Raw genomic sequence first — 25362 nt, 5'->3', positions numbered from 1 at the left:
TCTGAAACTAAATGAGGCTGCAATAGGGTGAACTGCGATTTAGTTTCAACGGATGAACGTAATTGCTGGTTGAACGCGATCTCCGCCCTCTTTTTGATGGATTAGTTGTATATTCTGAAATTACACCATCACTATTTCCATAAGAATACTCATTAGACTCACATTGTGACACTAATTGAATATGGCCTCCAAGCTGCCAATGATCAATCACTTGTAAAGCAATATCCTATCGACTAATAGATAGATAGTTGTAAACAATCGTTCTATTTACTCACCGAGCAACCGTTTTTTTAGATACCTTATATTGGTCAATCTACAGGCGTGCAATTGCACAAACCATTATCTAACGCAAAAAAAGCCGCGATTGCTCGCGGCTTTTCATCTACACTTTACTATGCGTTTATTCTGCTTCTTTCCAGCTGTCTAAATAAGCAATCTGCTCTTCCGTTAGCTTATCAATTCCGAAGCCAAGCGCCTCCAGCTTCAAGCGAGCAACCTGCTCATCAAGCTCATAAGGCACATTAACGACTTGATTTCCAATTGCAGCATAATTGTCATTCACATATTTTAGAGCAATAGCTTGTAGCGCGAACGTCATATCCATAATTTCCGCTGGATGACCGTCACCTGCTGCCAAATTCACCAGTCGCCCTTCAGCCAGCAAATAGATGCTGCGTCCGTCCTTGAGCTTGTACTCTTCAATATTGCGACGTACGGTACGAACATTCGACGACATTGCAGCAAGTTCCACCTTATTCGCCTCAACGTCAAAATGCCCCGCGTTTGAAATAATGGCACCGTCCTTCATTACCTCATAGTGCTCACCACGAATAACATCGCGGTTTCCTGTTACAGTAACGAAAAACTCTCCTATCTTAGCCGCTTCGATCATTGGCATAACTGCAAATCCGTCCATGTACGCTTCAACCGCTTTGATAGCATCTATTTCAGTAACAATAACGTTTGCGCCTAGACCCTTAGCGCGCATCGCTACGCCCTTGCCACACCAGCCGTAACCGACTACAACAACTGTTTTACCTGCAACCATCAGGTTCGTTGTCCGATTTATGCCATCCCATACCGATTGTCCTGTGCCATAGCGGTTATCAAATAAGTGCTTGCAGTACGCGTCATTAACCGCGACCATAGGAAATTTTAATGAGCCATCCTTCTCCATCGCCTTCAACCTGATGATACCCGTCGTCGTCTCCTCTGCACCGCCGCGCAGATTGACAGCCAAATCACTTCGTTCAGCGTGTAATATTGTAGCGAGATCGCCGCCGTCATCAATAATGAGATCAGGCTTTGATTCAAGCGCCATTATATTCATCTCTTTAAATTCTTCAGCACTCGGGTTATATTTTGCGAAAACGGTAATGCCGTCCTCAACGAGAGCCGCGCAAACATCATCCTGTGTTGATAACGGGTTGCTGCCTGTAATAGTAACTTCCGCACCACCTGCTTTGACGACTTTAGCCAAATAAGCAGTCTTAGCTTCCAGGTGTAGCGCTATAGTTACCTTTAAGCCTTTAAAAGGCTGTTCCTTCTCAAATTGCTCTCGGATCGTATTTAGAACCGGCATGTGCGCGCGTACCCAATCGATCTTAAGATGGCCGTCCGGCGCTAATGCAAGATCAGCAATAATACTTTTGTCTGCTGTACTCATTATGAATTAACCTCCTGAATTATGATGCTCGATTTATAAATATACAATTTGATGCCCGCCAGTGCGGCTATAGGGCGCTTCTAACAATTTATCAAGCCATAACATATTATATCGATTCCAATAAGCAGTCATATTAAGCACGCGCTCCTGCGGCTTTCCAGCTGGCATAAGCGACAAATTAATACGATCAAGCTGGCGAGTCGAGGCTTCGAATTGCTTATTAAAAGCATCAACTGTTTTCGAGCCCATATAGTTGATTTGCTCCAATATCTTCTGCAAATTCGTATCACCCAGCTTCGATAAAGAAGGTTGTACGGCTGTTGCAAGTTCGAGCAGCGGCTTATACATTTGCTCGAAGGATTTGCTCACCTCTTCGAATCGCGGCTCGATCGATAAGCCATCCTGCTCTTTCAGCCATTGCGCTTTACGCTCATCAAAATGCAGCATAACATCCTCGAAGGATAGTTCATATTTTTGCATGTGCTTAGCAATTGTCCCTTCAATAAGCGTAAAGGACATACGAGGCACTATGATCGGCATTTCCATATTTAATGTTCTAAACGCCTCGCCAGTTAGCGACCAGTAAGCAATTTCTGCAGCACCTAGCACCGTACCAAGCACAGGGAATAAATAATCTTGCATGAGCGGGCGTGTCAGCACATTGTTGCTGAACTGCTCCGGCTGCTCGTCGAGAAGCTGCAATAATTGCTCCTTTGTCCATGAAGCAATACCCTTTCGATCCTGGAACAATCCATCCCGTTTATGCAACAGCGTTCTTTCGTCGCCATTAGCAGATTGAAAAACAAATAAGTTCGCGCTACCCGCAGTTACATCCGCCTGTAAAGAATACCCTAGCTGCTTAACATGTTCTGCTGCAGCTGTGTACGCTTGCTCTAAATCATCGTTCCGTTCGATTATTTGCTTGAACATCGGCGCTTCTAAACGACGAATATTCGGATCATCCGCATCGAGCAGCACTAAACCTTCCTTGCTGAACAAGTGGCTTAATATAAATGCAAATAAATCTGACAACGAGTTGGAAGTGATCGTCATCTGACGAAGTTCTTCCAGCAATACCGGTTTAAACTCGGAATGTGGCAATGTCTGCTCTAGCTCCATCAGCAATTGCTCCCAAGCTTCAGCAGTAATCGCAGTACGACTTACTGAAGTGCGGGCACCTTCCGGCCTCATTGCTGATAGCTTGCGCAGCTCTTGCTCCGCCGACAAAAAGTAAGCGTGATTCGCCTCGTCCCAATCGTGATCCTCCCCAGCAATCCAGAACACTGGGACAACCGCTCGGTCGAGCTGAGCGCTCGCAGACTTAGCCGCTCCAATAATGGATACCGCTTTATGTATAACAAGCAATGGCCCAGTCCATAATCCAGCCTGCTGTCCTCCAATTACAACCGGTGCTCCTTCTGCAATTGTAGCAATAGCCGCTAATGCTTCTGGTGCTGCATTTACGCCCTCGTTATAAGCTCTAAGTGCTTTTGCTAATGCTACTGAGTCTGCTCTTGCAGCACGGCTATTATCTAAGCGGTTCATCCGCTTATTCCAATCCTGCTCCACACCAGCATGATAGCCATATAATGCTTGCACACGGCTATCTGTCTTCTCGATATAGGCCTGCGCCAGAGGCTGAGTGATCGGCAGTGAATACGATTCTATTTTCATCGCGTAGTTTTGACCTCCCGCTTGTTCGTCGTCATTGCGACCCTACATAATTAGCTTACCCTCGTAATTGTACACAAACGTGAAGCCACCCGTCAAAGCAAATACGCCCCCTTAATTAATGAGGCGTTCTTTATTTCCATATTTCTGTTAAGCAACAAGTATAGTTTTCCCGATTCCGATGCACATAAACAATATATATAGCAGGCCCATCGTAAAAAAGCTTAACCGCCAGACCGTTCGAAAAATACGTTTCGCGTCGATACTGCCGCGCTTACGGAACTGTGCGTTGCCAAGCAGTCCCCCGCCAAGCACCATAAATAATAATATGCCGTAAAAGCCGAACTGACCGCCAAACAAAACATTAAATAGACCCGATACAGATCCAATTAGAAATGCTGTTGTTACATCCATGGCCAAACGGAGTGCTTTCTTACGATCTTGAATATAGGCACCATAACCAAATAATATGATAGCGAACGGAATGATGGGTGCCATCGATAAATAAGCATATATCGGCTTTATAGATTCCCATATCGTACCCAAGATCAATCACTCCTTTAAATTCAGCTTCGGATTCAAAGCCTCAATGATTACAACTGCTGCTTGATTTAGCGGAGCAGACAGCCCTAATCGCTCGGCCAATCTGACGACTTCTCCATTGATAGCCTCGATCTCCGTAATCCTGCCTGCTCGAACATCGCTTAGCATGGAAGAGACATTATCACTGGTTTGATTGCACACGTTTATAATTTGTTGCCAGCCGTCTACAGAAGCAGCCATCCCGGCATTCAATAAAATCTGTTCCGTTTCCAAATATAGCGCTCTCATCAGCGACTCACGAGCTGGATGAATCGGCAGCTCGCCATTCCTAACATCAAACATCGCGGTTAATGGATTAATTACAGCATTGATGAGCAGCTTTTGAAAAATACGATTCTCCATGTCATTCGACAGTAAAGCGGTAAATCCTGCCGTTTGCAGCAATAAAACTAACATATTCTTCTTTTTTTCTAGAGACATGTCAGTATTTCGCTTATTTGCATCCCATTCCCCCATCCAAAGCTGCCCTTTGCCTGTATGGCGAACGGTGCGATCATCCATCCTTCTAGCCCCTTCGGTTGTCACACCTGCAAGTACAGGTATATGCGGAATTGCGTTCTGAACTCTCTCCAAGTGACCGCTTCCATTTTGCAGGCAAAGAATCGAAACCATTTGTTCTGTGCTGCCAGCCACTAAGTCATTAAGTTGTTCAAGCAGCTCATTATTCAAATCCGTTTGCTTAACTGCAACAATAATCCAACGATATTGCTTCAACTGACTCTCCTTGGATACCGATGACAAACTATTCACATCGTGAAACCAAGCTCCTTTCACTTCAACACGCTGCTCCCCTTCTCCATCCGCGTCTTGTAATACAACTCCATGAAGCTGAAGCTGCTCCGCTTGCTCCTGACTTCTTGTCCACACTGTAACATCTGCACCTGCAATTGCTAGCTTGGCTCCGTAAAGTAGACCTATCGATCCGCCGCCTATTATATCGATTAGCAAAGGTACCCCTCCAAGATAAGGAATCTAAGGGACACTACTTGAGATCCCCCATCCGTTTATGTATGCGAAATTGCGCATCTAGCATAATATTTTCGTTCATCGTAACAAATCTGTTTAATTCAACGCAACTATACGCAAAGAGAGACCCTCCTATATATAGGAAGGCCTCTCTTCTAAACTCATCTTTTCCACTTATTCAATACGTTCTAGATTGCCATTAGCATCCATCTTGAATCTGGGTCTAGCTTCATCTTCATTTGTCAGCACTGTCAAGCGCCGCGCACGATCCATGATTTGAATGAGCGTATTGTAATCATCGTTTACAGCGCGGTAATCAGTCTGAACATTGTTTACCTCTTTGGACAATCTCTCATTTTGTTCACGCAGTCGATATAACTCATCGTCTTTCTCTTTCATATCCTTCTCAAACAACTTGATCTGACGCGATAAATCTTGGTAAGTCGACTTCCAACCACGAAGGAAGCGTATAACGGCATCGACCGACAAGCCTTCTTCTAATGAAACCGTATCCGGTTTAAAGCTCCGTTCATCCGTCTCAAAAATAGATATGGATGAAACATGAGGTGTAGCAATATTCGTTTGTTTTCTTAAATAATTACGTTTCTGTCGCTGCTGCTTTGCGATTTGAATAGCATCCTCATACCTTTTGCGAACGCAGCTGTTCCAACGGAACCCGCAGGCTGCTGAAGTGCGTCCAATTCTTTCACCTACCTCTTCAAAAGCGGCAAGCTGTGTACTACCTTCTCGAATATGGCGTAGTGTAACCTCGGCGAGAATAAGATCATCGTCTGGACTCCACGCATCTTGTCTAATTGCTGTCATGCAACAAAAACCTCCTAACGTAAAGGCGCTTACTTTATCTCTATGCCCTTGGTAGAGTTCATAGAATCTATTGGATACTAATTTGTATAACCAAATTTTCTAACACTCATACATGTTAGCTTGTTTATTTGAACAAACTAGATGTATGAGCGTCAATTGCGAACAAAAAGTTTGCGATTTCGTCACGGTTAAAGGTTTACACTTATTTCACTAAACGTTATAATGAGCATTAGAAAATCGGGTCGCAGCGAAAGGGGGATGCTATCTTGGCACGCATGTATCGAGTACTTGGCTTTTGGACTTTGGTAATTGGACTAATGGCTTTCGCAGGCCATATGACGGAATTCGCATTATTGTTTTTCGCTCAAACCATCGCTTTCGTATTTTTGGGCTACTTGAACTTCTCTGAAAGAACATACATAGTAATGTTCTGGGGATATATGATCATTTCTTTCGTGGGGTTCACTTACTGGTCTGTATTCAAGATGAGTCTGCCGTTCTAAATATATAGAATTATAAGTCCAAACTTATAATTGTTTTTATATATTTTTTGCCTCGGCAAGCCTTAAACAGAAGCAAAACGAAACGGTGTCTACCCTAGTCTGGGCAGACACCGTTTCGTGTTTTCAAATTATTTTTTTCTCAAGCACCATCACCTTAAACGCTTCACTCATCTGGTCACTAATCAGCAGCTGTCTGATCGCTCTATTCATTCGCGAGGTCTCACTGAACGGGTCAGGATCGAAATGATTTTGCAGCAGCTCTACAACACCATGATCCATCAAAAACTGCTTCTGCGTCGAATAACTGACCACTTGCCATCCGCATTCCTCCGCGCAATGACGAACAAACGTAAAAGGCACATGCGCTGTTATATCCTGCTCGCCAATCCGTAAAAAGGGGCGATCGCTTGCTTGATGCCGCCAATAACACATTAAAGTACCGTTCATGCGATGCTCAGCTGTATATTCCGCTGTTTCATGACCGTAATCAATTAGAACAACACGCCCTTCCTTCATCACAGCTCCAAGCCTCTGTAACCAATCCGCCGCCGCTAAAGCAATTTCCGTCAGTTGCCCTTCCCTTAATGTTATTCCATCACGCTTAAGCCAGCCGCTAATTCGCGGATCAGTGAGCGGCATATATACATAATAAAAGCCCTGTTCTGCTGTACCAGCGACGCCTAACTCCATGATCTCTCTGTTCACGCATTGCACCCTATGTACCGGAAAAGCATCAAGAAGCTCGTTAGCGAGTATAATTGCGGGCTGCTGCAGCCAACTCGCTCGAAAGGCTTCATCTGAAGTCGCAAAAATCGGAGAATTAGCTGGTCGGCCTGCAGTGGCTGAATATGTTTTATGATATGCTTTATACCCCGCATCAACATGCGAGGGGTTATCTTCAATTTGAATCCAAGTAAATTGCTTATCCGAATCCTCACTTCGTTCACTGCAGGCAACCGCAATCTGAGCGGACAAGCGCCCTGTTCCCGCCCCCCATTCAATGAGCTTAAGCGGTTTTCCCTTTAATCGCCCATATTCAATGATATAGCCTGCAAGCACTTCTGCCATAACTCGGCCTATTGCTGAGCTCGTATAGAAATCGCCATCTTTACCTATTCGAATCGGTCCCGAACGATAATAACCATATTCTGCATTGTATAAGCAGTCATTCATATACTGAAAAAACGAAATACATGGGACAGTCATCTTCCTTCCATTCTGATCCGAGTACCAGCCAGTCATGGAACTAATAGCGATTTCCCTTTCAATGGAGAGCGCAAGCTTGTTAAACTTCATCGTTAGGTTCATCCTTTTCTAAATGTAAGATATAATAGATTTGATTGCCGCATAAAATGAAAGCTGAGGAGGGAGGATGCCTTTTGATAGTACCCAAATTACATAATCGTGTCACCCTAGCTGCAACAGCAGCACTTCTTTTCGTAATGCTCGCGATCAAGCTGCCCGTATTAGCCGAACCTCAGCCGGTCTATGATGAAGATATACACTCACTGCTTGAGAAAAGCTTATCCGTAACAGAGATTGATAAGGAAATCGTCCGTATTCAGGCGCAGCAGGAGCAGCTTAAGTCAACAATGTCCGACACAAAACAGCAGTTAATTAAGCAAGAGCAGGAAATTTCAAGCAAGCAGGAGGAAGCCGGAGCTGTCCTGCGGGCTTACTATATGGGAGAACGAGACTTTTTGTTCGCGGCACTATTATCCTTTGATACTTTATCTGATTTATTTCAAATGCTCGATTACGCTGAGTTTATACTTGCTCACGATAAGGATACCTTGAATACATATGTCAAGCAATACAGAAAGATAAAGGACGGATATGAGCAGCTTGAAACGAGACAATCAAACCTAATTGCCATGGAACAACAGCTAAAAACACAGCGAGAACGCGTACTCGTATTAGAAAAACAGCTCGAAGAGCAGCTAGTCGGACGTTCAGATGCTGATAAAATTCGATTATTAATCAAAGAGCTTAACAATTACTGGGAGTCAGCTGGCTTAGCTGAGGTCAAAAAGTATTTTCACGCTTTGTCAAAAGCCATGCAGCAACTGCCCGACTGGATTCAAAACAATAAAGAACTGCTTGAAATTAAAGGATTTCAATATACGATACGCGTACCAGAGCAAGACTTGAATGAATTTCTGCGTGAGCAAAATGCTATTTTCGACAATTTTTCATTCCAATTTAAAGAAGGCAAAATTATCGCATATGGTAAACGAGATAATATGGAGATTAGTGTAAGCGGGCATTATACAATAGAAGAGGAACCTAAGGCTGGCATTATATTTCATGTGGATGAGCTATTATTTAATGGATTTTCATTACCGGATACGACTCGTCAAGATTTAGAAGAAGAGTTCGATCTCGGCTTTTACCCGAATTTAATCGTTTCCTTCCTTAAAGCTAATTCAGTGGAATTAAAGGACGGTGAAATGATAATAAAGCTGACTGTTAGTCTATAAATCAGAAAAAGGCTTCTTTAGTCGCTGACTGAAGAAGCTTTTTTCTGATTATTCAACGCTTCTATAAAAGACTCGATCTCGACATTATTTTGCGAATACTGCAGCCATTGCTGCTTCCATAGCTGCCACCGCTCCGGCCATTCCGGATCCGGCAATGCTAATTGTTCATCCGACTGCTTCTCATTTAAGATATCAAACCACCACTTTGGCGGAATCCGCGACTGATCCGTCTGCTCGAAATGACTGCTTGTATAAAGGGATGCTCTTGCAGGCAGTTGACCTGATTCTTCATAAGCTTTCTGCTGATTATCCTTTTTCGTCATTTCTTGAATCCAAAGTGTCGCTTCCTCCACTACTTCGCTACTGGAAGAGATTACATAACTCCGGCCATTTAACCATGGAAAATAAATCTTATTACGGTCAATCATAACCTCCTCCTGAACAACTGTAGACATTTTCTCATAGACGTTCCAAGGCAAAATAGCTAGAAGCAGCTTGTTTGCCATCATGGCTTCACTTATATTACTTACGTCGTCCGTTCGAATTTGACTAACGCTAGCCTCTATCGTTTCGAGCCACCGAAGCCGTTCAGCTTGCTCTTCATTTAAGGAGTGTAGATTAACGATATTTGATCGATCGGATTGGAATAATGAATGCCATACGAGCTGTTGTTGCAAATCGCCTGAACTTAAATTGATTAGACTTGTCTCCGCCTTTAATGCTAAGACCTTCTCTGTGACCGCTTGAAAAGAAGCCCAGTCGGACGGCGGCTTTTTAAACCCAGCCTCCGTTAATAAAGCATTGTTCCATATGGCGATATACGGATTAATGCTTTCAGGAACTCCCCATATATAGCCGTTCCATTTCAACGGATCAAGCAATGCTGCCATTTGGTCCGATAACACATCTCCTGTCATCATACTTTCCGTTGGCTTTAAAAATCCGCGTACCGCAAACGGCTTGACCCAGCCATTGTCCATCAGCATTACATCAACACCTCGGCCCTGCAAGCTTTGCTCGACCCATAAGGTGTACGCATCATCAGCTGACGGTACATTCCTTAAATTAACTTGAATATTAGGATATTTCTTTATAAAATTCTGATGCAGCTCTGTCAGTTGTTCAAATTGCTCAGCCGTCAAGGAAACGTTTACATTTATATCTACAATATTCTCAACTTTAAGCTTGTTAGGTGCCGGCGGATCAATCTGCTTGCCGTCAGGCTTGCTGATATTAGCAGGATCTGAATTTTGTGAGAACTGAGTAAGCATAAGCGCCGCTAACAGTAACGCACCGATAATAAACGGCACATATTTTCTGGGAGACACAGTATTCTTCCTCTCCTGATTATTAAAATTAATAAATGCATATCCATGTCCAATAAAAATAGGATAGCAATAATTAGCCTTTTTGTCCAAGAATACATTGTGGCTCAAAAAAAGACGATCACCATTGAAGATGATCGTCTCTTTCTATAACGTTTCTAAGCCACTTCCCTCTTGATGTTAAAGCAAATCAGCGGCAAGCTGCGCCAGCTTGGAACGTTCGCCTTTCTCAAGTGTCATGTGACCGCTAATCCCTTCATTTTTGAATTTTTCCACAATATGCGTCAAGCCGTTACTAATGGAGTCCAAGTATGGATGATCAATTTGCTCAGGATCACCCATAAGTACAATTTTACTGCCTTCACCGACACGCGATACGATCGTCTTCACTTCATGCTTCGTTAAATTTTGTGCCTCATCAATAATGATAAATTGGCCAGGAATTGATCTTCCGCGAATGTAGGTAAGCGCCTCGACCTGAATACTGCCCATCCCCATCAATATTTTGTCAATATCTCCAGCCTTCTTCGTATCAAATAAAAACTCCAAATTATCATAAATCGGTTGCATCCATGGTCGAAGTTTCTCTTCCTTCTCCCCCGGTAAGTAGCCAATATCTTTGCCCATTGGCACAACCGGCCTTGCTATTAGCAGCTTCTTATACTTATGCTCATCCTCAACCTTCAGCAGACCCGCTGCTAACGCGAGAAGCGTCTTTCCCGTACCAGCCTTACCTGAAAGCGTAACAAGCGGCACATCGTCGTTTAGGAGCAATTCAAGCGCCATCCGTTGCTGAGCGTTGCGCGCAGCAATTCCCCATATTGGTTCATTGCTGAGAAATAGAGGCTCAAGCCTCGCGCAATCTTGACTTACCTTTAGAAGGGCAGACTTTGAGGTACCCATCTCATCTTTCAAAATAACAAATTCATTCGGATTTAACCGGAAGTTTAGCTGCAGAGTTTTAACAGTTAAAAATCTATACGTATAAAACTCATCGATTACTGATGGATGAACGTAAAGCGTCATATAACCAGCATAAAAATCAGTCGAATCAACAACCCGATCGGATAAATAGTCCTGCGCCTGCAAGCCCAGCACATCTGCTTTAATTCGTACAAGTACATCTTTACTAACCAAAACGATGCTTTGCTTTTCTTGCTCATTTTCTTGCTCCATATGATAATTTAGAGCAACTGCTAATATGCGATTGTCATTAGACATTTCACCAAACATTTCTTGAACGCGAATGAAGCTCCGATGATTAAGCTCAACCTTCAACAATCCTCCGCTTGGAAGCTCTATGCCATCATGCAAATGCCCCTTCTCTCTCATACGATCCAGCAAGCGCGAAATGGTGCGCGCATTTCGCCCTAATTCATCAGCAAGCCTCTTCTTGGAATCGATTTCCTCCAACACAACCGCGGGAATAATGACCTCATTATCATCAAAAGCAAATATCGCTTGCGGATCATGAAGCAATACATTAGTATCGAGCACAAATTTTTTTTTCATGTGAACCCTCCCGGCGTTGGAAATTCATTAGAAGACATACATATCCTTAAGTTTCTGCGGGTAAACTATGGCTGATCGGTGAGATTATGCGATTTTCAAAGAAAAAAAGAGGTGGCTAACATGTTAAAATGGCTCACTGTAGCGATCATTATTGTGTTTGCAGCGACTGGCTGTAGTACAGTCGCTCGAAATGAAACATCACCCTCTCCACAGAATAATAGCCGTGTCAGGGCTCAGCAAAGCAATCCTGGTAAAAAGGAGATAGTCAATTCAAATCAGGTTGCGGCACATCTGGAGCAGTTGGCAAAAGGAATTGACGGTGTTACGAATGCAAATTGTGTCGTATTCGGAAATACAGCAATTGTTGGTATTGATGTTGACAGCAAACTCGAGCGTTCCAGGGTAGGTACTATTAAATATTCCGTTGCTGAAGCTTTCCGCAAAGACCCCTACGGCATAGATGCTCTTGTGACGGCAGATATCGATATATACCAGAGACTTAATGAAATGGGTGCTGACATTAAGCGCGGACGGCCTATTGAAGGCTTTGCAGAAGAGATGGCTGACATAATAGGCCGCATAATCCCTCAGATGCCACGTGATGTTTTACCGCCACAAGAACCCTAATTAAAGGAAGCACCAAAGATGAATAAAAAGATGTAAACAGCTCTGAAGACACAAAAAGCCTAGTGAGCTATCACTAGGCTTTCTTAAATGCGGCAAACCGTTCTAGATCAAACGGTACAGCCGCTTGTTTATTTCTTACAATAAGGTGTGAGCGCGCATCAACAGCATGCCGCAGCTTATATATAGATTCAATCGATTGCTCTAATTGCGCTGCTACGGCTTCGGTCATCCGCGTGACCTCCTTCTGAAAAGGATTCAAAAATGGCCTCTGTACCTTATTATATCTATGATATTAACACTCGTCTATGGTTATTCAGCCAATTTTGACTTCAATGCTGCGCTAGCCGCATCCAGACTTGCATCGTCTAAATAAACATAAGGACTTTTCCAATTGCCTTCAAGCGCAATGAAAGTAATATCCTCTTTGCCAATACCAAAATATGTCTTCATCATTTTTTGAATTTCTTTCGTTGGCATATCTATCTTCAAGTTATTACCAACAGCATCGATTACCTTGCCGATTTTTGGAATCCCGCCAATCGACTTCATCTTGTCAGTTAAAGCACCTATCACTAGACTTTGACGTTGGTTGCGTTCAAAGTCACTTGACATATTTTTACCATTATTGGATTGACGATAACGGACAAAATCAAGCGTCTCGTCCCCGTTCAAAGTTTGAAGTCCCTTTTGGAGATCAATATCTGTACCGTCCCTCGTATCCTTGTATTTCATCCTCATATCGACATCAACTTCAACGCCGCCAAGTGCATCTACAATATCAACAAATCCTTGAAAATTAATAACAGCGGTATATTTGATATCAATTCCAAATAAACGGCTAAATACGGTACGTACTTCTTGCTTAGCATCAGCCTGCGCCGCTTCCTTCTTCATACCATCATGAATTGCAGCCGAATAAAAGTTGGCGTAAAATGCATTTGCTTTTCTTGCTTTATAATCTTCTACGTCAATCTTTGAGTCTCGCGGGATGGAAATAACTGTTGCCGACTTAGTCTTTGGATTAAATGCAGCCACCATCATAACATCAGTATTCAAACCGCCACCGTGCGACCGTGAATCTAGGCCCATTAGAACCATTGCAACTGGCTTTTCCTCTACTGACTCACCAGCAGGAATAACGACCGTTTTGTTGTCTACCCCTATCTCTTCAAGCGCGCCACCCGTTTTAAATACCAAATAAGCAAAAGCTCCGGCTACAATGAGCAACAGCCCAAATAGAAGCACCATAAACGTTTTGAGAATAGAACGTTTTTTACGCTTTTTTTGTTTTTTTGGCTTGGTTGTTTTTCGCGAGCTCGTTCTTGAAGGAATGGGTGTTGATCCTTGACTCATCCTTTTCACCTACAAGCTTAGTTGTATTTAGGATTGGATTCGATATCTGTTAACAGCTGTGCCCCTAACTCTCGCGGATATAGCTGCAACTTAGAGCGGCCATCCTTTTCGTATTTCACATGAATCATTGTTTCATCTGTTTTTGTAATGACAAAACTGGTCAGACCATGATCCTCCGTCAAAATTTGAGTAAAAAAAACAAGAGTATCGATGGCGGCCTGATCCTCAGGGCGGGCGTCTGCGACTAACTTAATTTGAAGCCAATTGAATAATGCATCCTCAAACTTCATTTGCCTGAGTCTGCTTTCGGTGGTGATGGTTCGGCTGTTTTGCCGCCCTTCCATTTGTCATATAACTGACGACCGCGCAGCATAAGCATCATAAGTACAGCTATCCCTAAACATTGGATGATTGGCAGCTTATCTACTTGCAGAATCATCAATACAAATGATCCAAACAAAATCAACGCATAAACTAGTATTTCTTTCAGTAGCGGCAGCTTCTGCTGTGCGCGAAATACTTTGTTAAATATGTATATCGTAAAGCCCAGTATTAATAAATACGATACGAGCTTGTGGTCGCTCAACCACTGTTGCATGTAACTTACCTCCTTTAAAGGTTTTGTGGATACAAAACCCACTTCGTAAGCGTGTGCTTTGGTTTTGTGAATACAAAACCTACTTCGTAAGCGTGTGCTTTGGTTTGTGGATACAAACCTGCTTCTTAAATAATAAACTAAGGTTTTGCGTTAGCAAAACCTTAGTTTACGACTACCTATTGGTATTAAACGCTAGCTGCAGCGTTTTTGCGGTTTTTCTCCGCACGCTCGCGCTCGCTCTTGTTCAATATTTTTTTGCGAAGACGGATCGTCTTCGGAGTGATTTCACAGTACTCATCATCATTCAAATACTCAAGCGCTTGCTCAAGTGAGAATAGACGCGGGCTTTTCAGCGTAACTGTGTCATCTTTACCAGCTGAACGAATGTTGTTAAGCTGCTTCACTTTACAAATGTTAACGATGATGTCGTTCTCGCGTGTATGCTCGCCGACGATCATGCCTTCATAAATCTCTGTACCTGGCTCCAAGAATTGGATTCCGCGGTCTTCTACTCCCATCATGCCGTAGAAAGTTGAAGTTCCGTTTTCACTTGCTACTAGAACACCTTGGTGACGGCCGCCCACGCTTGCACCCGCAAGTGGACCATAGCTGTCAAATGCATTGTTCATAATACCGTAGCCACGTGTTAATGTCAGGAAGTTTGTACGATATCCAATCAATCCACGAGCTGGAATAATGAACTCCAAACGTACTTGACCCGTACCGTTGTTGATCATATTAACCATTTCTGCTTTGCGTGTTCCCAGGCTTTCCATAACAGCGCCCATGCTTTCCTCAGGAACGTCGATCAATAGACGCTCATAAGGTTCTTTCTTAGAGCCATCAATTTCCTTAACGATAACTTCAGGCTTAGAAACTTGAAGCTCAAAGCCTTCACGGCGCATGTTCTCAATAAGAATACCAAGATGCAGCTCGCCACGACCGGAAACAACAAAAGCATCTGGGCTATCTGTTTCATCAACGCGAAGTGATACGTCTGTCTCAAGCTCTTTGAATAGACGCTCACGAAGCTTACGGGAAGTAACCCATTTACCTTCGCGGCCCGCGAAAGGACTGTTATTAACGAGGAACGTCATTTGCAGTGTAGGCTCGTCAATTTTCAGAACTGGCAAAGCTTCTGGATTTTGTGGATCAGCAATTGTTTCACCGATATTGATTTCACGAATACCTGCAATCGCAACGATATCGCCTGCTCCCGCTTCTGCAATTTCAACACGCTTCAAGCCTTGGAAACCAAACAATTTCTCGATTCTTGCTTGTTTCGCGCCGCCTTCACGGGTCATAACCGCAACCGTTTGGCCTTGACGAATGATACCGCGGTTGACGCGTCCAATCGCAATACGACCCAAATATTCATTATAGTCGAGTAATGTAACGAGGAATTGCAGCGGCTTCTCAACATCTTCTGTTGGGGATGGGATGCGGCTTACAATGGTTTCATACAAAGCTTCCATGTTTTCATCCTGCTTTTCAGGATCAAGACTGGATGTACCCATTAGAGCGGAAGCAAAAACAACTGGGAATTCAAGCTGCTCGTCGCTAGCGCCAAGCTCGATGAATAGGTCAAGAACTTCATCTACAACTTCACTTGGTCTTGCATTTGGACGGTCAATTTTGTTAACGACAACGATTGGTGTTTGATTCGACTCAAGCGCTTTGCGCAAAACGAATTTCGTTTGCGGCATACAGCCTTCAAATGCGTCAACGACTAGAAGAACACCGTCAACCATCTTCATAATACGCTCTACCTCGCCGCCGAAGTCAGCATGTCCAGGAGTATCCATGATATTGATTTGAAATTCCTTATAGTTAATAGCAGTGTTCTTAGCCAAAATCGTAATACCGCGCTCACGCTCTAAATCTCCGGAGTCCATTGCCCGCTCTTGTACTGCTTCATGTTCACGAAATGTTCCAGATTGTTGAAGCAGTTTGTCAACCAATGTTGTTTTACCATGGTCAACGTGGGCAATAATCGCGATATTCCGTAAATTCTCTCTTGCTTGCATAACTTCTAACCACTCCATTTGTTTTTTATTTCGTACACTTACCAACGTCTACGTTTGCTTAGCATCATCCAAACACCCGCTGCAATAAACGCAACAGCAATCGCATAAATTCCCCAGCTCCACAGAAGTACAATAACAATAAATACAGCTGATGCGGCAGCAAGCGCAATCGATGCTGTAAGCACAACACGCGGCCTGGATGAACCGAACAAATAATATTCGTAAAGACCAGCTGCTACTCCTGAAATAAACAGCGGCCACAAATATTTCAAGCTATCCCATCCAACTAAGTTGCAAACGATAAACAACAGGGCATACACGACGAGCATTCCACCAGGTACAAGCACGACTGCAGGAACTAATCTGCCGAAATATAGCACATGCAGCAGCACTCCAGGAATCAACACCAGCAACGGCCAGAAGATTGCACCCAGAAAGCTGAATACTCCTAATTTGCCGAACAATATAACGACCCCGGCTAACAGCAAAATAATTCCAGCGGAATATTTGTTATTAGGCATTCGCGTTCCGCTCCTTACAACGTCCATCGCACTACTCGACGAAAGACGACAGTTTTTATCTATATTAGTTTATAGGAATTAAGTCGAAAATACCAGAGCGAAGCACGTATATGAATAAAAAAAAACGTTACATTTACATTTTAGTTGTCGCAGTTTGCCTAAAAAACCTTTAAATCGGCTTTTTTTTCATTACAGCAAGCGCGATTACGAGCGGTACGCACAGCAGCGGGATGGCCTCAGCAAGGGTTTTAGATCCATGAAACAACAAATTATTTAATCCAGGATCATGTATTAGCATTCCCCCGGCAGCGTAAGCTAACAGGGCTGCCCCAATATATGAAAGCGCGGGAAATTTTTGAAGCAAGGTCCCTAACATCTGGCTGCCCCACACGATCATAGGTATACTCAGTGCAATACCCAGTAAAATTAAAACTGGATCACCTTCTGCAACAGCGGCAATTGCAAGTACATTGTCGAGACTCATTATAAAATCTGCTGTTACGATTGTCCATACGGCTTGACCAATCGTTTTGGACTTTTTGACATTGTGAGTACCATGCTGAGTACCTGCATCCGCCAGCAGCTTAACTGCAATATAAAACAACAGAACTGCGCCTATCGCCTGCAAATAAGGCACCTGAAGCAGCTTTATAGCAACAAGGGTCAATATACAGCGCAGAGCCACTGCGGCAAAAGCACCCCACCAAACTGCTGCCTTTCGTTGATTTTGCGGAAGCTGCTGACTAGCCATAGCGATTACAATTGCATTGTCCCCACTCAGCAAAACATTTATTAATATAATTTCGATAAAAATAAGCAGGTTGTCCATTACACATTCCCCCCTCTTATCAGCTGTATGAACAAGCTGTGGGAAATATGTACAAAAAAAAAATGAATCATTCACACCAATCAATCGTATTTATTTTAGAGCTTGAGCAGGACATGTAAGGAATGGAAAGGGGAACATTATATGGATCTTTTTTCAATCGAGTTTTTCTCAGCGCTACTTACAATCGTATTTATCGACCTGATTTTAGCAGGTGATAACGCCATTGTAATTGGATTAGCAGCACGTAATTTGCCTAAAGAACAACAAAAGCAAGCAGTCATTTGGGGTACAGCCGGCGCAGTAGGAATTCGTATAATTGCTACACTGCTTGTCGTACAATTGCTGGCCGTCCCTTGGCTTAACCTCGTTGGAGGATTGTTATTGCTTTGGATTGCCTATAAATTACTTGTACAAGACAGCCCTCATGATGACATTAAGTCAGGCAACACATTATGGCAATCGATTCGTACAATCATTATCGCTGATGCCGCGATGGGAATCGATAATGTTATCGCAGTTGCAGGCGCAGCACACGGAGATACGTTGCTTGTCATTCTAGGACTAATTATAAGCGTTCCAGTCGTAGTATGGGGAAGCACCCTCTTCATTAAACTGATCAACCGCTTCGAATGGATTGTATATGTAGGCTCTGCCGTTCTAGCATACACAGCTGCAAAAATGATTACACATGAACAATCATTTAAGGATTTCTTCGAGACCAACACCTTAATCTATTGGACGTTCATTGTCTTACTCATTATTGCGGTTATAGGAGCTGGAGTATGGACCAACAATCACAAGAAACAAAAAGAGCAACAAAAAAGCAGCCAATCCCATTAAGGGATTGCTGCTTTTTTTCTTGTCCATTTATCGATTAAAACCAGCTATCTTCACCGGCTGCTTGCTCGGATATAAGGCTGCCTTGTGATATCACCATCTGCTCTGTCCCTTCTACAGCGGCTTTAATCAGTTCACTGAGATTAGGAATTAGAGATTCCACTTTCTCAATAATTTTCAGGTTAGGGTTCGTGCTTGGCGACTTTGGCAAAAATAAAGTACAACAGTCTTCATATGGCAGTATCGACGTTTCAAAGGTTCCAATTTGTTCAGCTACTCGTATAATGTCCTGCTTATCCATCATAATAAGCGGTTTAAGCAACGGCAGATCGGTTGCGCGTCCGATAACATTCATACTCGAAAGCGTCTGACTTGCTACTTGGCCAAGACTCTCTCCAGTAATAATACCTTTTGCTCCATTAAGCTCCGCTAATTGTTCCGTAATCCGCAGCATAGCTCGTCGCATCAAAGTAATAATCAGTTTATCATGCTTAGCCCCTGCCAATGTTGTTTGGATTTCCGTAAACGGTACAAGATGAAGCTTGATCGGTTCTCCGCTAAAATACGACAATCGTTTTGTCAGCTCAATGACCTTTTCCTTCGCCTTTTCACTCGTAAACGGGTAGCTATGAAAATGGACCGCTTCCAGCTCAAGTCCTTTACGCAATGCCATCCAGCCCGCTACCGGACTATCAATGCCGCCGGATAACAGCAGCATTCCCTTTCCATTTGAGCCAAATGGAAATCCTCCTGCGCCTGGGATCATCTCGTAGAACACGTATGTGGCTTCTTCTTGAATATCGACTCGAAGCTCAACCTCAGGTTGACGCACATTGACTTTAAGCTCCGGCATGGCGCGAAGTATATGCCCTCCAACCAAATGATTCATTTCCTGCGAATTGTGAGGAAACTTCTTGCAAGCCCGTTTCACACTAACTTTAAATGTAGCTGGCTCCTTCGGAAGCGAGCGCATAACCTCTATAGCAGCCGCACGTATTTTCTCAAGGTCCAGCTCTGTGCTTACGACAGGACTAAGAGACGCTATTCCAAATAAATCCTTCAAGCGATCGAGCACTGGCTTATATGGATGACCGTTCAGCTTGACGTATAATCGCCCAAATGACTGTAAATACGTAATATCAGCATATTCGATCAACGCATGCTTAACTTGATCAAGCATCCGTTTCTCGAACTTATTTCGATTACGTCCCTTGACTGTTAAGTCTCCGTATCGAAGTATGATTTGATCGTAAAGCAATTTATGTCAATCTCCTCTCAAGCGGCTTCAATTCTTTAATAGCAAGCTGCAGCACTTCACCAAGTTTTAAAATATCCTGCTCCTCATGTTCTTCTCCTAAGCTAATGCGAACGCCCCCGGCAGCATGTGCTGAGCTTGCCCCGATAGCAAGAAGCACTCGACTTGGTTTATCATCCTTCGAAGAGCACGCTGATTTTGTTGATGCCATTATATCATGCTGCTCCAGCATATTAATGATGACCTCTGGCTTCATACCCGGATACGAGAAGTGAACAATATGCGGCGCAACAGGGTCTCCACTGTTTAGCTTCAGCTCAGGTATAGCTTGAATAATCTCTACAAGCATGCTTCTTAATTGAGCGATACGATCCATACGCGGCTTCATCGATTCCACCGCCATCCGCAGTGCCTTAGCTGAAGCAACGATTCCTGGGACATTATGTGTGCCAGGGCGTAAACCGCCCTCCTGAGAGCCCCCAGTCAGCAGCGGATAGAGTGTAATGCCCTCACGTACGTAAAGGTATCCGACACCTTTCGGTCCGCGGAGCTTATGTGCAGACCCGCTTAGAAGGTCAATACCCCATTCTTCCAGCTCTATTGGCAGCTTGCCTAAGCTTTGTACAGCATCAACATGAAAAAATAGTTTAGGATAGGACTTTAGCAAGTGACCTATTTCATCAATCGGCTGAATCGAGCCTATTTCATTGTTTACATGCATGACACTTACAAGTATTGTTTCATCTGTCAATGCTTCAATCACTTGTTCAGCTCGCACATGGCCAAACTCATCTACAGGCAAATAGGTTACACGGAATCCTTCCTGCTCTAATTGCCCAAACGTTTCATAAACGGAAGCATGCTCAATTTGCGTGGTAATCAGATGATTTCCACGACTGCGATACTGCTTGGCAATTCCTTTCAGAGCCAAATTATTCGATTCTGTACCACTAGAAGTAAATATCCATCTGCCGTTCTTAGTACGTAATTGCTCTTTTAATAATGAACGTGATCGCTCGATTAGCTTATTCGCATTCGCTCCGGAACGATGAATAGACGAGGGATTCGCATATTGCGATTTCATAACCTCCATCATCGTTTGGACAACTTCCTCATATGGCGGTGTTGATGCGCAATGATCAAAGTATAGCATACTCCAATAATCTCCCTTCTCTTAAAAAGAAAAAGATCAACGAAAGCCTCTGCAGCTGTGCAGAACGCCTTTTCGTGATCTAATAGACGCTAACTATCGAGCATTAAACACTTTGGCAACATATCGCTGCGTTTCTTCAGGCAGCGAGCTAAGGTTGTCCATAAGCTGCTCATCCGTCTGGATGCCTAGTCTATCAACACGCCCTGGGCCTGCATTATAGGCAGCCAAAGCGACCTGTTCATTACCATTATATTTCCGCAGCAGGAAAGATAAATACTTTGTTCCTCCATTAATATTTTGTGCTGGATCGAAGGAATCCGTTACGCCTAGACCTCTTGCTGTTCCATCCATAAGCTGCATCAGCCCTTTGGCGCCTGCACCTGATTGCGCATCAGCCTGAAATCCGGATTCAGTCTGTATAACGGCTTGAATTAACGATGCGTCTACACCGTATTTGGACGAAGCCTGCTGAATAAGAGCATCATATTTTCCTGAACCAGTTATTGTAGAATTCGTATTGAGATCGTCGTAAGAGAAATTCGGTAAGCCATTAAGCGCAGACAATTGAGATAGCGCCTCACTAGGCAAAACTGGAGTATTCAAACCGCTCTCTGCAGACATGTCAGACATATATTGAGACAACAAGCTGTCAAATAAAGTTGCCGAGCCTTCGCCGCTTGATGAATTCAACGGACTTGAGGTCGTTTGAAAATCAAGACTAGGGGCAAGCTGAAGCTGCAATATTGTTTTTATTGTACGTGGGTCGATACTCATGATTTCCTCCTTGATGTGTTGATTCATCTATATGTAGTAATCATTTTCATTGCTTGAGAATAAATCGGAAACACTATGAATAGTATATCGGTTTTAATTGTACATGTTTTTAGAGCAATCGACCAGTATAAAAAAACAGACCCTACCTGCATTAGGTACGGTCCGCTCTTCACATCAATAGGACTTAAATATTATTTAAACACCTTTACGCGCTCATCAATCGGTTGGAATTGCTTCTCGCCAGCTTCCGCGGTCTTTTTGCCGAAAGGCATTTGAGCAACTAGCTGCCAAGAATCCGGAAGTGACCAAGTTGATTTCACTTCTTCGTCGATCAATGAGTTATAGTGCTGAAGTGATGCTCCAAAACCTTCGTTCTCAAGTGCAGTCCATACTACAAATTGGTGCATACCTGATGCATGCTGCGACCAAATCGGAAAATTATGTGCATAGGCCGGGAAGCTTTCCATTAACCCGTCTACTACTTTTTTGTCCTCGAAGAACAATACAGTACCGTAGCCGTTTTTGAACGCGCCCATTTTTTGCTCAGTTGGCTCGAATTGATCTGCAGGCACAATAGCGCGCAGCGTATTTGTTGTTATATCCCAGAACTTATCGTGATTTTCGCCAATCAGAACGACAACACGTGCACTCTGTGAATTAAATGATGATGGCGTGTGCATAACAGCTTCTTGCACTAGCTCTACAATTTTTTCATCGGAAATAGGCGACTCCTTGCTAATGCTGTAAATCGAACGTCTTACTTTAACTGCATCCATAAATGCTTGTGATGTCATTGTTTCTCCTGCCCTTCAGTTGTGTGTGACCGCTTCTGCGATTCAAATCTTAATTTAGTAACCATTTAAAATAAAATTGATTACTTATTGTTAGTAACTTTATATTATTTATTATTTGTTGTCAAGCAACTCCGATTATTATCTCCAAGCCTTAAATAAATTTAAACGTGAAATAAGAGTTACCAACTTCTTCTTGCGGCGTACTACGTCCAATAAGGAAATCATCGACAGCAATAGCAAGCACAATAAGAATGCTACAAATTCAAGCTGCAGTATATACCATGGCCACGGCGATAGTATGTCGAGCAGAGAGCCTGTACCAGGCTTACGGGCGAGAAACATGAAGTTCGTTTCTCCCGACCAAACATTCGTAAGAAAAGCCGGAATAGCCAGTACATGCAGCCAGAGCAAAGCACCTAGCAATGATTTAAAACGAGGTCGATATCGCTCTACAGCGGTAATATATATTGCCGTGCTGATAATGCCGATATGGGCGAGAAAGAAGTGGAAGTATCTGAAGTGTGGAAATGTCTCGTCTAAGTTAGGCGTCAATAACGCTTGCAAAGCGCCCATGCTGCCTAGAAAAAAGATAATCGCGTAAAACTTCCTGTTCTGCGTAATTAATAGGACAGCTGACAACAGGAGCGTCAGACTGCATAGCTGAAACGGCAGTGATCCAACATCCCAGCGATGCTCCAGTATATAAGACATTTGGAGTGACCCCTCACAGCATAGTAATAGCAGCGCTAATCCATATCGGAACGCTTGATTCAACTTTGGTCGTCTCAGTTGCTCCCGAAATACGATAATAGAGACAAAAACCAAAGCCGCTGTTGTCAATGCACTGTTGTGTGCGGTAGAGAATACTTCAAAAACCATACTTCTCCCTCCTCTCTTCTTACTCCTATTGTAAAAAAACTGCAAAAAAAAAATAGTACCATCATCACATGGTACTATCCTTATCATGCTTCTCATGAAATAAGCCCATTTCCTTTACTTTGCTGGCTGCCTCCCTCGACCCTGTCAAATTCATTTTTTTCAAAATATGGTTGACATGATTTTTGACTGTTCGGATCGAAACAACCAGCTTGTCTGCAATTTGCGGCTGCGTATAGCCCTTATCAATTAAATCCAGCAGCTGCAGCTCTGATGGAGTAATAAGATCGTTCAGCTTCTTCACCTCAAACTCACGCTCAAGCAGCTTCAAACGTCTAAACTCCTCGCGCATTCGCTCTGCAACCGCACTATTTATAGGGGATTGACTTTTATAAGCAGATCTAACGGCTGCCGGCAAGCCTTCAAAATCTGATTTGATTTGGTAGTCAATCGCGCCTGCTTGGAAGGAACGGAATATAAGCTCCTTCTCCTCCATGGAAGTGAGCATGATGACGCGAGCGCCAGTTGCGACAGAGGTTTCCTCAGCTAGCACAATGCCGTCAGGATGTCCGTCCAGCATGATATCCATTAGCACCACATCAACTGCAGTTTGAGACGACTGCTGCTCTATAAGCGCCTGACGCACATCAATCGCTCGGCTAGCTGTCCATACGACATCAATATCTTGCTCCCTGCTTAAATAATCAGTAAGTCCTCGGAGCCAATCCGGATCATCCTCTACAATCCACAAACGAATGTTATCCATGCACTTCTCTCCCTTGCGTCTGAATGAAGCTTGCCTTCTCCGCTCGAACATTCCGCTTCGGAAAGTTCATATAAACGGAGGTCCCCTTTCCAACCTTGCTTTGAAGCAGCAGCATTCCCTTATGCTTGCGCATTACATGATAGGCATAGGGCAAGCCAAGACCAAAATTGACGTCGTTGACGCTCTTCGTTGTATAGAACGGCTCAAGCACTTTGGCAATTTCCCTCTTATCTATACCAGGACCTGTATCGCGAACCTCAATAATGAGCTCGCGCTTTGTTTCTGTAAAATGTATTTGCAGCTCACCTTCACCCTTCATCGCCTCAAGCGCATTACCTATAATATTGCCAAGCGCTTCGCTGACTTGCGCGGTATCAACTGTACATATCCACCCTTCGGCTAAGCTGCTGTTCAAACGAACCTCCCCAAGAACAGGCTCATATGACTTCAATGTATTCCTAATAAGCGTTGACATATCCGCTTTTTCCATCCGTAGCACTAAATCCTCTGTTCGGCGATGTACCCTCTGCATCATCTCCTGCATATGACGAGAAGCATTGAGTACTGTTTCAACATCTGCCAACAGCTCAGTCTGGTCGGATGATATCGCATATGACTTCATCTTTTCAGAGAATAGGCGTATTTTACCGGCGTCATTTTTGATCGCGTGATTTAATATCGCTGTCCCTGATGTGACTGCTCGCAAGGTAGAATCATATCTGCGGCGATCAACCATAATTCGGACTCCCATGAAGCCATAGGTGAATAGTCCGATAACGAACACAGCAACACCTAATCCTACAATCCACGTATTGTAGACCCACATTCGAAGCATCCCTAGGCTTGGCAGCAAATAGTTCATGATTGAACAAAACAGAACCGGCGGAATTAACGCGAAACAAATAATCCAGTGCGTGCGCGAAAATGCGGCATGGGGTTGTTTTTTAAGCAATATTTGAATAGTACCCAACCAGATATAAGGAACAGCCCACCACACAACTACTTTAAAGCTGATCGGATACATCTCCGTGTAGTGAGGTGTAAACAAAATGCAGCCTACTATGGGCAGCAAAAGTAAGTACGGAACAAGCCGTTGTAATGGCTTAGGTAAATCAATTGGTTGATAAGCTTGTGCGAACATAAGAACAAAATAGGGGAGACCGTAGTAAGAACATAGCGAGGATAACGCCTGAACGTTGTAAAGCAAGAGCTGCCCCGCTTCATTCATTCCCGCTTCCGCCGCTGCTGGAATCCATAGCATATCCAATACAGCTGCAAGTGCGCCTGCTCCTCCAGAAAAAGCAACAGCTCCTAGCCAATGATTAATGGCAGCTCGTCGATCTGAAAGCCATATAATAGACGCAACAGCCCATAAAGCTACAAGAACGAATAACATATGGC

26 protein-coding genes are annotated in these 25362 nt (G+C 43.5%); 4 read left to right on the top strand and 22 right to left on the bottom strand.

Features of this window, described 5'->3' with window-relative positions:
• Window positions 1-400 precede the first annotated feature (400 nt).
• From AC0YN7_RS02590 to AC0YN7_RS02570, 5 genes are all read right to left on the bottom strand, one after another.
• Window positions 401-1666: an adenosylhomocysteinase gene (locus AC0YN7_RS02590; protein WP_475808373.1), complete on the bottom strand. Its 1266-nt coding sequence runs from the start codon at window positions 1664-1666 to the stop codon at window positions 401-403.
• A gap of 33 nt (window positions 1667-1699) precedes the next feature.
• Window positions 1700-3340, bottom strand: a complete 1641-nt coding sequence (gene bshC, locus AC0YN7_RS02585; RefSeq protein WP_475808372.1) for a bacillithiol biosynthesis cysteine-adding enzyme BshC — start codon at window positions 3338-3340, stop codon at window positions 1700-1702.
• Between the two features lie 147 nt (window positions 3341-3487).
• A complete protein-coding gene (locus AC0YN7_RS02580; protein WP_475808371.1) occupies window positions 3488-3883 on the bottom strand; it encodes a DUF3397 domain-containing protein in 396 nt (131 codons plus the stop codon).
• 6 nt (window positions 3884-3889) lie between these two features.
• A complete protein-coding gene (locus AC0YN7_RS02575; RefSeq protein WP_475808370.1) occupies window positions 3890-4888 on the bottom strand; it encodes a ketopantoate reductase family protein in 999 nt (332 codons plus the stop codon).
• Between the two features lie 192 nt (window positions 4889-5080).
• Window positions 5081-5731 carry an RsfA family transcriptional regulator gene (locus AC0YN7_RS02570; protein WP_475808369.1) on the bottom strand — a complete coding sequence of 217 codons (651 nt, stop codon included), beginning with the start codon at window positions 5729-5731 and terminating at the stop codon, window positions 5081-5083.
• A 266-nt stretch (window positions 5732-5997) separates the two neighbouring features.
• On the opposite strand from AC0YN7_RS02570, the gene AC0YN7_RS02565 reads away from it, so the two are divergent.
• Window positions 5998-6234, top strand: a complete 237-nt coding sequence (locus tag AC0YN7_RS02565; RefSeq protein ID WP_475808368.1) for a DUF2626 domain-containing protein — start codon at window positions 5998-6000, stop codon at window positions 6232-6234.
• Window positions 6235-6357: 123 nt separating this feature from the next.
• Here AC0YN7_RS02565 and AC0YN7_RS02560 read toward each other — a convergent pair whose 3' ends face one another.
• Window positions 6358-7530, bottom strand: coding sequence for a class I SAM-dependent methyltransferase (locus AC0YN7_RS02560; RefSeq protein WP_475808367.1), 1173 nt, complete (start codon window positions 7528-7530; stop codon window positions 6358-6360).
• Between the two features lie 83 nt (window positions 7531-7613).
• Here AC0YN7_RS02560 and AC0YN7_RS02555 point away from each other — a divergent pair, with 83 nt between their 5' ends.
• Window positions 7614-8714, top strand: coding sequence for a coiled-coil domain-containing protein (locus AC0YN7_RS02555; protein ID WP_475808366.1), 1101 nt, complete (start codon window positions 7614-7616; stop codon window positions 8712-8714).
• 17 nt (window positions 8715-8731) lie between these two features.
• Here the strand turns inward: AC0YN7_RS02555 and AC0YN7_RS02550 are convergent, their stop codons facing one another.
• Both AC0YN7_RS02550 and AC0YN7_RS02545 read right to left on the bottom strand, forming a co-directional pair.
• The gene (locus AC0YN7_RS02550) at window positions 8732-10042 is read right to left on the bottom strand and encodes an extracellular solute-binding protein (protein ID WP_475808365.1); all 1311 of its coding nucleotides are present in this window, start codon (window positions 10040-10042) and stop codon (window positions 8732-8734) included.
• Between the two features lie 177 nt (window positions 10043-10219).
• The gene (locus AC0YN7_RS02545) at window positions 10220-11551 is read right to left on the bottom strand and encodes a PhoH family protein (protein WP_475808364.1); all 1332 of its coding nucleotides are present in this window, start codon (window positions 11549-11551) and stop codon (window positions 10220-10222) included.
• Window positions 11552-11671: 120 nt separating this feature from the next.
• Here AC0YN7_RS02545 and AC0YN7_RS02540 point away from each other — a divergent pair, with 120 nt between their 5' ends.
• Entirely contained in the window at window positions 11672-12178 is a 507-nt protein-coding gene (locus AC0YN7_RS02540) for a YhcN/YlaJ family sporulation lipoprotein (protein ID WP_475808363.1), read from the top strand.
• 73 nt (window positions 12179-12251) lie between these two features.
• Here AC0YN7_RS02540 and AC0YN7_RS02535 read toward each other — a convergent pair whose 3' ends face one another.
• The 7 genes from AC0YN7_RS02535 to AC0YN7_RS02505 all read right to left on the bottom strand — a co-directional run bounded on the left by AC0YN7_RS02535 (window position 12252) and on the right by AC0YN7_RS02505 (window position 17506).
• Complete coding sequence (locus tag AC0YN7_RS02535) at window positions 12252-12407, bottom strand: hypothetical protein (RefSeq protein ID WP_475808362.1); 156 nt, start codon at window positions 12405-12407, stop codon at window positions 12252-12254.
• 80 nt (window positions 12408-12487) lie between these two features.
• Window positions 12488-13531, bottom strand: a complete 1044-nt coding sequence (locus AC0YN7_RS02530) for an LCP family protein (RefSeq protein ID WP_475808361.1) — start codon at window positions 13529-13531, stop codon at window positions 12488-12490.
• A gap of 17 nt (window positions 13532-13548) precedes the next feature.
• Entirely contained in the window at window positions 13549-13821 is a 273-nt protein-coding gene (locus AC0YN7_RS02525; protein ID WP_475808360.1) for a hypothetical protein, read from the bottom strand.
• Window positions 13818-14129, bottom strand: a complete 312-nt coding sequence (locus tag AC0YN7_RS02520) for a YlaH-like family protein (RefSeq protein ID WP_475808359.1) — start codon at window positions 14127-14129, stop codon at window positions 13818-13820. Before AC0YN7_RS02520 ends, AC0YN7_RS02525 begins: the two co-directional genes overlap by 4 nt.
• 185 nt (window positions 14130-14314) lie before the next feature.
• Complete coding sequence (gene typA, locus AC0YN7_RS02515; protein ID WP_475808358.1) at window positions 14315-16156, bottom strand: translational GTPase TypA; 1842 nt, start codon at window positions 16154-16156, stop codon at window positions 14315-14317.
• Between the two features lie 38 nt (window positions 16157-16194).
• Complete coding sequence (locus AC0YN7_RS02510) at window positions 16195-16677, bottom strand: hypothetical protein (RefSeq protein ID WP_475808357.1); 483 nt, start codon at window positions 16675-16677, stop codon at window positions 16195-16197.
• A gap of 169 nt (window positions 16678-16846) precedes the next feature.
• Complete coding sequence (locus AC0YN7_RS02505) at window positions 16847-17506, bottom strand: TerC family protein (RefSeq protein WP_475808356.1); 660 nt, start codon at window positions 17504-17506, stop codon at window positions 16847-16849.
• 141 nt (window positions 17507-17647) lie between these two features.
• On the opposite strand from AC0YN7_RS02505, the gene AC0YN7_RS02500 reads away from it, so the two are divergent.
• Window positions 17648-18346 (top strand): TerC family protein, encoded by a 699-nt coding sequence (locus AC0YN7_RS02500; RefSeq protein ID WP_475808355.1) that lies wholly within the window; start codon window positions 17648-17650, stop codon window positions 18344-18346.
• A gap of 34 nt (window positions 18347-18380) precedes the next feature.
• Here the strand turns inward: AC0YN7_RS02500 and thiI are convergent, their stop codons facing one another.
• From thiI to AC0YN7_RS02465, 7 genes are all read right to left on the bottom strand, one after another.
• On the bottom strand, window positions 18381-19601 hold the full coding sequence (thiI, locus tag AC0YN7_RS02495; protein WP_475808354.1) for a tRNA uracil 4-sulfurtransferase ThiI: 1221 nt from the start codon (window positions 19599-19601) through the stop codon (window positions 18381-18383).
• A gap of 1 nt (window position 19602) precedes the next feature.
• Window positions 19603-20751, bottom strand: coding sequence for a cysteine desulfurase family protein (locus AC0YN7_RS02490; RefSeq protein ID WP_475808353.1), 1149 nt, complete (start codon window positions 20749-20751; stop codon window positions 19603-19605).
• Between the two features lie 93 nt (window positions 20752-20844).
• Window positions 20845-21525 (bottom strand): lytic transglycosylase domain-containing protein, encoded by a 681-nt coding sequence (locus AC0YN7_RS02485; protein WP_475808352.1) that lies wholly within the window; start codon window positions 21523-21525, stop codon window positions 20845-20847.
• 191 nt (window positions 21526-21716) lie between these two features.
• Window positions 21717-22319 carry a nitroreductase family protein gene (locus AC0YN7_RS02480; protein ID WP_475808351.1) on the bottom strand — a complete coding sequence of 201 codons (603 nt, stop codon included), beginning with the start codon at window positions 22317-22319 and terminating at the stop codon, window positions 21717-21719.
• A 138-nt stretch (window positions 22320-22457) separates the two neighbouring features.
• Window positions 22458-23198, bottom strand: a complete 741-nt coding sequence (locus AC0YN7_RS02475; protein ID WP_475808350.1) for a YwaF family protein — start codon at window positions 23196-23198, stop codon at window positions 22458-22460.
• Window positions 23199-23262: 64 nt separating this feature from the next.
• Window positions 23263-23961, bottom strand: a complete 699-nt coding sequence (locus tag AC0YN7_RS02470; protein WP_475808349.1) for a response regulator transcription factor — start codon at window positions 23959-23961, stop codon at window positions 23263-23265.
• Entirely contained in the window at window positions 23954-25357 is a 1404-nt protein-coding gene (locus AC0YN7_RS02465; RefSeq protein ID WP_475808348.1) for an ATP-binding protein, read from the bottom strand. Before AC0YN7_RS02465 ends, AC0YN7_RS02470 begins: the two co-directional genes overlap by 8 nt.
• Between the last annotated feature and the right edge of the window lie 5 nt (window positions 25358-25362).

The sequence above is a fragment of the Paenibacillus sp. J31R122 genome, from assembly GCF_056269185.1.
This window is presented reverse-complemented; position numbering and strand designations above follow the sequence as displayed.